Source organism: Sphingomonas turrisvirgatae, from assembly GCF_001721295.1.
Taxonomy (GTDB): Bacteria; Pseudomonadota; Alphaproteobacteria; order Sphingomonadales; family Sphingomonadaceae; genus Sphingomonas; species Sphingomonas turrisvirgatae.
Window position 1 is genome coordinate 1 of record NZ_MDDS01000047.1, and the last position, 10,714, is coordinate 10,714.

The 10,714-nt window shown below is 64.3% G+C and carries 11 protein-coding genes; 3 read left to right on the forward strand and 8 right to left on the reverse strand.

From position 1 onward, the window contains the following. A partial coding sequence (locus BFL28_RS15540) for a hypothetical protein (protein ID WP_420911774.1) occupies window positions 1-216 on the forward strand: 216 nt, incomplete at its 5' end. Between the two features lie 127 nt (window positions 217-343). Here BFL28_RS15540 and BFL28_RS15545 read toward each other — a convergent pair. The 3 genes from BFL28_RS15545 to BFL28_RS15555 all read right to left on the reverse strand — a co-directional run bounded on the left by BFL28_RS15545 (window position 344) and on the right by BFL28_RS15555 (window position 3,682). Then, window positions 344-676 (reverse strand): four-helix bundle copper-binding protein, encoded by a 333-nt coding sequence (locus BFL28_RS15545; protein WP_046985870.1) that lies wholly within the window; start codon window positions 674-676, stop codon window positions 344-346. 112 nt (window positions 677-788) lie between these two features. Further along, complete coding sequence (gene cueR, locus BFL28_RS15550) at window positions 789-1,217, reverse strand: Cu(I)-responsive transcriptional regulator (protein ID WP_079247197.1); 429 nt, start codon at window positions 1,215-1,217, stop codon at window positions 789-791. Window positions 1,218-1,228: 11 nt separating this feature from the next. Continuing rightward, window positions 1,229-3,682 carry a heavy metal translocating P-type ATPase gene (locus BFL28_RS15555; protein WP_269430554.1) on the reverse strand — a complete coding sequence of 818 codons (2,454 nt, stop codon included), beginning with the start codon at window positions 3,680-3,682 and terminating at the stop codon, window positions 1,229-1,231. Between the two features lie 134 nt (window positions 3,683-3,816). On the opposite strand from BFL28_RS15555, the gene BFL28_RS15560 reads away from it, so the two are divergent. Further along, entirely contained in the window at window positions 3,817-4,011 is a 195-nt protein-coding gene (locus tag BFL28_RS15560) for a heavy-metal-associated domain-containing protein (protein ID WP_007407007.1), read from the forward strand. A 146-nt stretch (window positions 4,012-4,157) separates the two neighbouring features. Here BFL28_RS15560 and BFL28_RS21575 read toward each other — a convergent pair whose 3' ends face one another. From BFL28_RS21575 to BFL28_RS15580, 5 genes are all read right to left on the reverse strand, one after another. Beyond that, on the reverse strand, window positions 4,158-4,310 hold the full coding sequence (locus BFL28_RS21575) for a DUF6118 family protein (RefSeq protein WP_007407005.1): 153 nt from the start codon (window positions 4,308-4,310) through the stop codon (window positions 4,158-4,160). A gap of 39 nt (window positions 4,311-4,349) precedes the next feature. Next, window positions 4,350-4,496, reverse strand: a complete 147-nt coding sequence (locus BFL28_RS21580) for a hypothetical protein (RefSeq protein ID WP_205499316.1) — start codon at window positions 4,494-4,496, stop codon at window positions 4,350-4,352. Window positions 4,497-4,573: 77 nt separating this feature from the next. Then, window positions 4,574-5,745 (reverse strand): IS3 family transposase gene (locus BFL28_RS15565; protein WP_119184626.1). Its coding sequence is split into 2 segments (ribosomal slippage): window positions 4,574-5,481 and window positions 5,481-5,745, totalling 1,173 coding nucleotides; the frame shifts between segments, so codons are not numbered across the junction. Window positions 5,746-6,175: 430 nt separating this feature from the next. Continuing rightward, window positions 6,176-7,060: a DUF4396 domain-containing protein gene (locus BFL28_RS15575; protein WP_046407119.1), complete on the reverse strand. Its 885-nt coding sequence runs from the start codon at window positions 7,058-7,060 to the stop codon at window positions 6,176-6,178. Between the two features lie 64 nt (window positions 7,061-7,124). Continuing rightward, window positions 7,125-8,438, reverse strand: coding sequence for a hypothetical protein (locus BFL28_RS15580; RefSeq protein WP_046407118.1), 1,314 nt, complete (start codon window positions 8,436-8,438; stop codon window positions 7,125-7,127). A gap of 1,469 nt (window positions 8,439-9,907) precedes the next feature. On the opposite strand from BFL28_RS15580, the gene BFL28_RS15590 reads away from it, so the two are divergent. Further along, a complete protein-coding gene (locus BFL28_RS15590) occupies window positions 9,908-10,378 on the forward strand; it encodes a YybH family protein (protein WP_046195645.1) in 471 nt (156 codons plus the stop codon). Window positions 10,379-10,714 lie beyond the last annotated feature (336 nt).

Genomic DNA, 10,714 nt, shown 5'->3' on the forward strand with positions numbered 1-10,714 from the left:
GGTCTCGCGCGTCTGCCGCGCAACGATCGGGGCAGGCTGCACCTGCCGGAACATCTGGTCGAACTGACCCGCACTCTCGCCACCAAGCGCCCGCGACCCCCGGTCGCCGCCATTCACCGAAAGGTGCTGGCACAACTCCTGATGCTTGCCGCGATCATGATCGGGTTCGCCTGGAACCGCCGCGCCAAGCCGCGGACGGGCGGGCCGCTAGCCTAGCGGCAGGGCAGGTGACGCCCCTCTCTAAAGCGTTGCTGCCAACCCTGACCGTGCATCGCACCGTCTCACGCGCCTTGGCTCGCAATGTAACGGGAGGGCGGCGGGGAAAGCGCCGCCCTCGGGCCATTTACGCGGCCATCTTGTCGCAAGCGTCGGCGCACTTGCGACACGCGGCGACGCAATCCTCCATGCCGTCCAGCCCTTCGCAGCTCGACGCGCACGCCCGGCAAATCTCGGCGCACTCGCGGCAGATATGCCGGTGGTGCTCGGACTTGCGCGCCATGAAGTCGATCGCGACACTGCAAATCTGAGCACAGTCCAGCATCAGCTTCATGTGCTGAGGCTCGGCGTGTCGCCCGCCCGCCTCCAGGCAGTGATTCATCGCCATGTGAAGGCAGGTGATGTGGCATTCATGGCAGGCGTCCATGCACGCCTTCATCTCGGGATCGATCTGATGCATTGTCTTTCCTTCCATATGCGCCCCCCTCCCCTTGTATATACGCGGTTCTTGGCGCTTTCCCTCGCCGGGGTCGGGACTTCACCGTCCTTGCGGCTCGGACCATGGTCCAAGGTCAACCCTTTTCTTTAACGCAACGCAGACTCACATGTTCCACTCCGATCGCAAGATCGTCCAGGATCGGGCAATCCGGTCGATCTCCGCCCGCGCAGCGACGCGCCAGATCTTCGAGCGACTTGCGCATCGCTCGGAGCTCGTGCTCCTTGCGCTCCATCTCCGCGGCTCGTGCAAGCGCGAGGGCCTTGACCTCACCACTCGCCCGATCGCCGTCCTGCCACAGCGCGACGAGCTGGCCGATCTCCGAAATTGGAAAGCCCAGATCGCGTGCGCGGCCGATGAAGCGCAACATGTGGACTTCGCGTTCGTCATAGTCGCGGTAGCCGGAATCACGCCGCGTGGCCTTCGGAATGAGGCCGATCGCCTCATAATGGCGGATCATCCGCTGGCTGACGCCCGAAGCTTTGGCCGCCTGTCCTATATTCACGTATCGCCTCCTCAAGCCGCTGTCGGACGCCAACGGCGAAGCGTCAGAGCATTGGCGACGACGCTGACACTCGACAGCGCCATCGCCGCGCCGGCGATCACCGGGCTTAGATACCCGAACGCTGCCAGCGGGATGCCGACCAGGTTGTAGATGAACGCCCAGAACAGCCCCTGGCGGATCTTGGAATATGTCCGTTTGGAGATGTCGATCGCGTCCGCGACCAGGCGCGGATCGCCCCGCATCAGCGTGATGCCCGCTGCGTGCATCGCAACGTCTGTTCCGGTTGACATGGCGATGCCGACATCTGCTGCAGCGAGGGCAGGGGCGTCGTTGACGCCGTCCCCGACCATCGCGACCGTGCGGTCCCCGCCCCGCAATGCTGCTACCGCATCCGACTTTCCTTCCGGCAGGACATTGGCAACGAAATCGTCGATGCCGAGCTTGGCCGCCGCTGCGCGGGCGCTTCCCGCATTGTCTCCGGTCAGCATCACGCTGCGTATGCCACGGCCATGCAGCGCCGCCACGGCAGCAGCGGCGGAAGCCTTGACCTCGTCGCCGAACGCCAGAAGGCCGAGAAGGCGGCGTTCGGGCGCGCGTTCCGCGACCCAGGAGACCGTCCGTCCCTCGGCTTCCAGCCTGGCCGCCTCACTCGCCAGCGGTGTCATCACGATAGCTTCGTCGTCCATCAAGCGCGTGCTGCCGAGGATCAGGTTGCGGCCGTTGACGTCTGCAGCAACCCCGCGGCCGGGCAGGCCGCGCATCCCGTTGGCGCGGGCGGGTTCGACGCCTTCCGAGCTGGCCCACGCCAAGACGGCCCGGGCGAGCGGATGCTCGCTTCCAGCCTGAAGCGCCGCGGCGAGCGCGATCAGCTCGGCGCGTTCGGCCCCCTCGGCCGGCAGTGCGGCCAGCAGCGAGGGCTTGCCCTCGGTCAGCGTGCCGGTCTTGTCGAACGCGACGATGTTGATGCGGTGCGCGGTCTCCAGCGCCTCCGCGTCCTTGATGAGGACACCGGCCCGCGCGGCAACGCCCGTGCCGGCCATGATCGCGGTCGGCGTGGCCAGGCCGAGCGCGCACGGACAGGCGATGACGAGCACCGCGACCGCGTTCAGGATCGCGACTTCCACTCCGGCGCCGGCGATCAGCCAGCCGGCGAGGGTCAGCGCGGCTATGACGAGGACGATTGGCACGAACACGGCGCTGACCTTGTCGACGAGCCGCTGGATCGGAGCCTTGGCGCCCTGCGCGCTTTCGACAAGGCGCACGATGCGAGCGAGGGTGGTCTCAGCCCCCACCGCCGTCGTCTCGACCAGGATGAGGCCGTCCGCGTTGATCGATCCGCCGGTCACTGGGTCTCCAGCGGCCTTGGCGACCGGAAGGCTCTCTCCGGTGAGCATGGATTCATCGACATGGGTTGCTCCCTCGATCAGTCGTCCATCGACGGGGATGCGCTCGCCGGGCCGGACGCGGACGCGGTCACCCGAGCGCACCTCCGCCAGGGCAATCTCTCGTTCGCTGCCGTCGGTGCCGACAACGCGAGCCTGGTCGGGCCGCAGCGCCATCAGCGCGCGGATCGCCTCTCCGGTCTGACGCTTGGCGCGGCCTTCGAGCCATTTGCCGAGCAGGATAAGGGTGATGACGACGGCCGAAGCCTCGAAGTAATAATGCGCATCCATGCCGTGCATCGGCGCGAACAGCAGCTGGTAGAGGCTGAGCCCGTAGGCGGCCGATGTGCCGATCGCGACCAACAGGTCCATGTTGCCGGTTCGGGCGCGCGCGGCCTTCCAACCCGCGCGATAGAAGCGCGCGCCCAGCCAGAACTGCACGGGCGTCGCGAGCAGCAGCTGGATCCAGCCCGGCACCGCCACCTCGATACCGAACGGGGCCAGCAGCATCGGAACGACCAGCGGCAGCGACAGCGCCGCGGCGATCAGCACGTGGCGGAGCTCTCTTGTTGCGGCTGCGTCGCGGCGGGCGTCCTCGGCGCTTCGTTCCGCCTCCGCCGATCCGGTGCGCGCGAATGCGGTGTAACCAGCGCTTTCGACGGCCTCGACCAAGACATAAGTGGGGACGCCACCCACCGTTTCGATCCGCGCCGTCTCGGCTGCCAGGTTGACACTCGCGGAGCGGACGCCGGGCACTTTCAGCAGCGCCTTCTCGACCCGGCCGACACATGAGGCGCAGGTCATGCCCGTGATCGTCAACTCGGTCGTTTGCGTCAACGGGGTGTAGCCCGCCGCAAGAACCGCATCGGCTACGGCAGCGACATCGGATCGTCCATCGACGAACTCGACGTTCGCGCGCTCCGTCGCGAGATTGACCGAGACGCCGGCGACGCCCGGCACCCCGGCGATGGCGCGCTCCACCCGCCCGACACACGTCGCGCAGGTCATGCCATCGATGGCCAGCGACAGCCTGTCTTCGCTTCTCGCCTGTGTCTGCATTGGCAGCTGCGCCGGGGCGCTCATGGTCGTCTCCACTACTGAGTCGATGGCCTTATCGTCCCTCACATCGTGTCAAGGTCAACAGCTAAATACACCCCTTGACCCTGACACAGTGTCAAACCCCACATCTGCTTCATCCACCTCATGGAAGAACGAAGATGATCGATTTCAAAGTTCAGGGAATGACCTGCGGAGGCTGTGCGCGCGGTGTGACCAGCGCGCTTCAGCGCGTCGATGCCAAGGCCGTCGTCAACGTCGACTTGGCGAGCAAGACCGTTTCGGTAAACTCGACGGCCGATGTACAGCAACTCAAGCGGGCCATAGAGAAGGCCGGCTTCGCGGTGACGCAATAGAGAGCCCTATTTTGCCTGAGGGCTTTCGGGGCGGGCGCGTAAAAGGATTGTGCGTTGATCCGCACGCGCCCGCCTCGCGATCATAAGTGCACCGGCCTGAAACGGTCATGACACCGGCTGAAGCCTCAAAAGTCCGCGTTGTTACTTTATGGGGCGGGCGCGACCTTGACGGTGCATCGCACCGTCTCACGGGCTTTCGCAGCAGCTTCTACGCACCTTTCAATCGCTTCGCGATTAACCGTCACGATTCTGTCGGCCGCGACGATCCCACGGAACGCGGTCGGGCTGGCGCTCTGCATTAGGCGCTGCCCTGCTTCCCAACGTGGTAGGCCGAGCGTTCACGCCGCGATGCGCTGCGCCATCTGCTTGGGCGTCATCGCCATGACCGGGGCTTTGGAAAGAATATGGACAACATGGTCGATGCGGCCGGTCGCCGTGTCCACGCCCTGCTGAAGCACGCCAAGCGCCTTGCTGTAGTCGGGCACGTTGATCGCGCGGCGCGCTCGGCCGCCAAGCCCTCCACGGCACTGAGCAGCCCCCACCGGGTGGTCCGGGTTGATAGTTAGTGCATTGTCGTCTCCGCCGCCATTGCCGGTCGGAGGTGGAGCGAAGCGGAACCGGAGGCCGGCAATGGCGGTGTCGCCGCTTCCGGGGCGGGTGGTCGATAGCCGAGGCTGCTGTGCGGTCGGACAGTGTTGTAGTGACGCCGCCACGCCTCGATCAGCACCCTGGCTTCAGCGAGGGTGTAGAAGATCTCGCCGTTCAGCAGCTCATCCCGCAGCGAGCCGTTGAAGCTCTCGTTGTAGCCGTTCTCCCATGGCGAGCCCGGGGCGATGTAGAGCGTCTTCACGCCGATCTGCCTGAGCCAGGTCTGGACGGCGGCGGCGATGAACTCGCTGCCATAGTCCGACCTGATATGCGCGGGCGGACCACGCTCGATGAACAACTCGGCCAGCGCTGCCAGTACGTCTTCGTGTTTGAGCTGGCGCGCGACGACGAGTGCCAGGCACTCCCTGCTCGCCTCGTCGATAATGGTAAGGATGCGGAACTTGCGTCCGTCATGGGTGCGTTCCTCGACGAAGTCGTAAGCCCAGACATGCCCCGGATACTCCGGCCGCAACCGGATGCACGAGCCATCGTTCAGCCATAACCGGCCGCGTTTCGGCTGGCGCTGCGGCACCTTCAGCCCCTCGCGTCGCCAGATCCGTTCCACCCGTTTATGGTTCACCGACCAACCCGCCGCATGCAGCAGCGCCGTCACCCGGCGATAGCCGTAGCGCCCGTACTGCCTGGCAAGGGCGATGATATCCTCGGTGAGCGCCAACTCGTCATCTGCCCCGAACGGCACCTTGCGCTGCGTCGACCGGTGCTGGCCGAGCACGCGGCACACCCGCCGCTCGGATACATCCAGCACCTCCCGGACCTGGTCGATGCAGCGCCGACGCCGTGCGGGGCTCAGAAGTTTCCCTTGGCTGCCTCCTGCAGGATGAGCTTGTCCAGCGTCAGATCCGAGATCGCCCGGCGCAGCCGCAGGTTCTCCTTTTCCAGATCCTTCATCCGCCGAGCCTGATCGGTCTTCAGGCCACCATATTCCTTGCGCCAGCGGTAGTAGGTCTGCTCGCTGACCGCGATGCGCCGACAGGCCTCGGCGGTCGTGCCGCCCTGACCCAGCATGATCTCAACCTCACGTAGCTTCCCGATAATCTCCTCGGGCTTGTGCTTCTTCGCAGGCATTCGTCGTCCCTTCCTTGATCCAGACTGTAATAGTCGATGGACCACTCAGAAGGGGGCAGCTCAGGAGGACCAGCGATTCCTTCAAGGTCGTTGGCAACACGGCGATGGCACGTGTCGCCCGGTCAAGTTCCTGTCGATTGGCTACGGCGTCTTCAATCGCGTTTCGGTCTCCCGGGACAGCCTCGGCCTCCCTGCCAATTGGCACCGCCAATGACAAATTGCCGCACGGCGTGCTGGCCACCCATTTAAGGCAATGGTTCATCGCCATGTGAAGGCAGGGCACATGGCATTCGTGGCAGGGCGTCCATGCACGCCTTCATGTCGGGGTTGATCTGGTGCATCTCTCTACCTCCGTGTGAGTCCCCGCCTGCCCCTGATACGCGCGCCGCGGAATCACCCCTTGTCGCGATCTCCGTCGATCGAGGCGATGCTACATCGCCCATCGGCCGAACAGCGTTGCAACTATGATGCCCGCGCCAAGCATTAGGAGCGTCAGCGCCGTCATCGCGACGATCTGCGGTCCGGTCACGCGCGGGCCCGTCCCCATGCCGCTCATCCCTGCCATCGCATCGTGCTTCATGTCCGGCATCGGCGTAGCCGATTGCCGGTCCGCGGCGACCTCGTGCCCGCCATGCCCGAGTACGCGCACCGTGCCCATGCCGTGCTTCAACCGGACGCCGACAAGCCAAAGGTTGATAGGGTAGGCAACGGCGAAGCCGACAAGCGTCGCAAGCGACATGACGCCCCAAAAGCGAAGCGAGTTGGCGTGCATCGCAGCCATGTCCCGGCTCATCAACACCACCATCGTCGGGATCATGCCGGCCATAACGGCATTCATCGAAAGCCATTCGGGGATGAACGACATGCGAAGCGCCCCCCAATAGGAACCGCCCGCCATGTCGCGCATGAACAGCGCCTGGAAAATCAGCAGCCCGAACGCGAAGCCGAACACATATTCCGCAATCACGTCCTGCCACATCGGCAGGCCGAGTGCCGTGGTGATCGCGGCCGCGGCGATGACGCCGGTCGCGTCACCCGCCATGCAATGAATGGCCGACCCGAACGCCTGCTTCCAGAGCGGCCGAACGAAGTCCTCGTGCCGCTCGTTCGCCGGTTCCTGGCAGGACAGGACATAGGCCGCGGCCATGATCGGGCCGCCGTAGAGCGTGACCAGCAGCCACCCCCATTTCATCACCCGCAACTCGGGGTTGCGGGTGAAGGCATCCCACGCGACGTAAGCGACCGATATCGCGGTCAGCACGAACCATCCGATCAACACGGCGTCGAGCCAGGGGGCCGGGGAAGGCATCGTCATGGCAGCTCTCCTCTACATGCTAGAGGATACGTGGCTCCCCGCGCCAGCCCTCGCGCGGGGCGTGTCAGGCGAGCTTGCTGGATACGGCCTTGATCGCCTTCAGCCCCGATCCGAACCGCGCGATGGCCTCGCGGTTCCTCTCCAGCTCGCCGTAAGGGAGGTAGGATATGTCGAGGTCGGCGACGCGGCTGAACGCGGGCCGCTGCAATTGCGCACGAACGTCCGCCTCGCGCGCGTCGGGCGCGACGAGGAACAGTCCCGCGGTCGCGTGAAGGTCGCTACCGCTCAAGGCCAGGTCGAGCATCCTGACGATGCCCGAATAGATCGACGTCGAATGCTCCACCTCGAACGCTGCGGCGACGTGATCGCCGGCCTTTTCAAGCCACAGCACGTCGATCAGCCGGATGGAATCAGCGCCCTTCGACCTCGCGATCGTCTCGGGCAAGCGCTCAAGGCACCCTGCGCCCAAGGGCGATCCGTTGAAGGCTCGGCTGCGATCGTTTGCGGCGATCCATACGTCATAGCCGAGTGCCAAGCCTAGATCGCGAAGCCATGCCTGAATTTCGGTATGGGTGCGCTCGTTCTCGCCTTCACGCTGCGCGGCCTTGCTAAGCGTGCGCGCCTCTTCGCGCGCCGCCTCGAGCCGCTGCCCCCAGCTCGCCAGAGCCGCGCCGCTCACGTCGAGCGGCGGGGCCGGGTAGCGATCGGAGCCGATGTCGAACAGCAAGCCGCCGATCGCGCCCAAGTCGTTCGATAAAAGGTCGCGGAAGCGGTCGTTGAGGTCGAGGATGCCGGTTCGCATCGCTAGGAAATGCTCCCAGCTCCCAAGCTTCACGTTCGCCCCCGTCAGCGCGTTGTAACCCTTGACGATCGCGGTGTTGAAGGGCGGCACCAGCGTCGGGTGAAGGAAGTAGAGGAGGTTGGCGACAGCAGGCCCAAGCCCCTTGATCTTCAGGCGGTCGATCGCGTGGATATGGCCGATGATCTCCTCGGCCGTGTCGCAACACGAACAGGCGTCTAGCAGGCGGCCGAACGCGCGCTGGTTCTCGGGGCTCTCGTATATGTCGGGGATGCGCAGCTTCGGTTTCCAGAGGAACGCATGGTCCGCACCTTTGAAGATTTGGCGCTGTTCGGCAACGGAATGGACGACGGTTTCGAGCGACGATCCGCGATAGGCGACGCCAAACGAACCGCGCTCGATCTCGCCGACGACCTGGGTGATACCGCGCCGGATCGAACGAAAATTCTTCAGCCGCTCGTCCCACAGGAACCAGCTTCGATAGGTCGCGCCCGGATCGTCACGCCAACGGGTAATGAGCCGACGCACAAGGCCGTCGTGATCCTCTTTGGTAGTTATTTGATCAAGTTGCGCGGCCATGTTGTCGTTGCGATGCCCCCTTCGTTAAAGCGAGACCTAAGCCGCCGGTCGGCCAGCGTCGAGCCGTTCCGTTAAGTGGACCGTTACTTCGCTCGGGCTGAACGTACCGATTTTGCAACGGTGCAGACGCTTGGTGGCACGATGAGCCGTGAGGGGAACGTCCGCCGCTACGTATTGACCAAAGTAAGCAAATTTGCGGGAAGCGCTGAATCATGCGGACTTCGAAGCTGACTTTGCTGGCGGCGGTACTGGCGCTCGGCATGGCGATGGGTCGTGGGCACGATGAGGCCGCAACCAAAAACAAGACCTTCGGACAGCGCTTAGCAAGCTGGCTCGGTTGCCTGCACACGGTGGTGATTCACTTTCCGATCGCCTTGATCATCGGTGCGTTCGCAGTGGAGCTACTCGGGCTTTGGCGGCGCAAGCCTTTACCGAGATACGGCACGCGTCATGCTGGTCGTCGGCTCGGTAGGCGCGATCATCGCCATCGCCGTCCAGGGTTGGCTAGGTGTAGGCGCTCGCACTCCTAGCTTGTCTTGCTCGCAATCAGCGTAGATTCCTGCTCACGCTTGGTGAGAACGGGCGACCGCGCGTGCTCGCGCTCAACGACGCTGTGCTCGCATTCAGCGTAGCTTGCTCGATATCGGTGCCCTCATGCTCACATTGCATGATCCCGAGCAACACGGGGTATCTCACACCGGCACGCCCGCCTGCCGGAGCTGCTCGGTCAGCTCGCGGCCGCGATCCGGGTCGAGCGAGCCCGCCAGGAACGCGCGCACTTCCGACGGCTTGGCGTTGAACTGCTGCGCGATCGCGGTCGCGTCGTAGCCGTTGCGGGTCAGCGTGGGCTCGAGGTCGTCAATCGCGCGGCTGGTCGAGGGGGACGGTTATCGGGTGGAGATTTCGTTCGGGAACGGCCTGGCTCGCCGGCCCCTTTCCGCGGCCGCGCCCTCGACGCTCAACATCGATGGGGTGACTCTCCGGAAGTTCAGGCCAGCAAGCCCCGGACAGAAAGAGCCCGATCTCCTCTACGCCGCTATCGTCCCTCTCGATGCGGAGGCGCAACGTCGTCGTGTTCGGAGCCCGGGCCTTGAAGTCAGGGCTTGGTGCGCCACCACCGCGAACTGCCAGGCCGCAGCTCGGTTGGTTGAGGGGATCAGATTCTGACCATTCCCGTCAGTAGCGCTAAGCGTGAGCGCGGCGCGCTGATTGCGAGCAGCCGCGGGAGATCGCGAGCACATTATCGAAAAGCGTGAGCAGGCGCGCGCGCTTACTGTCAGCTAATCCGAGCAGAAAGGTGATCCGTTTGCGAGCAGGAGCCCATCCGATTGCGAGCAGCTACAGCTAGGGGGTTCTTTCATGCATGGCGGCCTCGACCATCTCGCGTTCTGACGTCAGCCGCTGCTCCATATTGATGCGTCAAATGGAGATATCCTAAGGTCGGCTAATTTTGTTTTGGGAGATGATAAATGAGCACCTGCGTGAAGATGATTATAGCGGTGTCGATCGCTCTTCCTGCCGCAGCGTGGGCGCAGTCAGACGCCCGCACCACTGACACACGTGCCGTGGCGGCGGCGCTGTCACAGTATAAGGACGCGATCGAAAAGCTTGACGCTGCTGGAACCGAGCAACTGTTCACGACCGACGCGCGGGTTTTCGAGACAGGAGCATCTGAGGGCAGCTACGCCACCTATCTGGCTCATCATCTCGGTCCCGAGCTGAAGCAGTTCAAATCGTTCCGCTTCTCCGACTACAAGGTTGACGTCCGCTTCGAAGGGTCGGTTGCCCTTGCGACCGAGACCTACCGTTACCGGATCGAGCCAAAAACCGGTGAGGCCGCCGAACGACTCGGCGTCGCCACAAGCGTGCTTAAGAAGATGAACGGACGATGGAAGATCGTGTCCATGCACAACAGCGCTCGGAAACTGAAGGGCACCTAACGGATTGCCGGCAGAGACTGTCGCGTGAACGTTTTTGGCACGTGCGTGCGGTCCGGGTCGTCCGCCCGTGCATGGACGGCGATCATGCCGGAAGCTGGGGGCGGATCATCCCCCAGCCATAGCACCAGGTCGGCGGCTGCCATGCTCGCTCGGCAAGCGGTAATCTATCGTCGGTCATCGGGATCAACTCCTCGGTGGGCGTGTGAAGTGTAAGCGTGGCATGAGGGCCGCCTTGCTCGTTTGGCCGTAGCCGGGATGCTTATCGTCTTTGACGAGGGCGCGGGCGGTGCGGGAAGTTTTCGGTTCTGAGACTGGTCGTACGAGCGCTCGTACGAC

What these genes read in the sequence shown, in the direction of transcription:
- BFL28_RS15580 (WP_046407118.1), bottom strand. Translation starts at nt 8,438, where the DNA reads ATGGCCGCGCAACTTGATCAAATAACTACCAAAGAGGATCACGACGGC.
- BFL28_RS15560 (WP_007407007.1), top strand. Translation starts at nt 3,817, where the DNA reads ATGATCGATTTCAAAGTTCAGGGAATGACCTGCGGAGGCTGTGCGCGC.
- BFL28_RS15575 (WP_046407119.1), bottom strand. Translation starts at nt 7,060, where the DNA reads ATGACGATGCCTTCCCCGGCCCCCTGGCTCGACGCCGTGTTGATCGGA.
- BFL28_RS15555 (WP_269430554.1), bottom strand. Translation starts at nt 3,682, where the DNA reads ATGAGCGCCCCGGCGCAGCTGCCAATGCAGACACAGGCGAGAAGCGAA.
- BFL28_RS21575 (WP_007407005.1), bottom strand. Translation starts at nt 4,310, where the DNA reads ATGCAGAGCGCCAGCCCGACCGCGTTCCGTGGGATCGTCGCGGCCGAC.
- BFL28_RS15590 (WP_046195645.1), top strand. Translation starts at nt 9,908, where the DNA reads ATGAGCACCTGCGTGAAGATGATTATAGCGGTGTCGATCGCTCTTCCT.
- BFL28_RS15545 (WP_046985870.1), bottom strand. Translation starts at nt 676, where the DNA reads ATGCATCAGATCGATCCCGAGATGAAGGCGTGCATGGACGCCTGCCAT.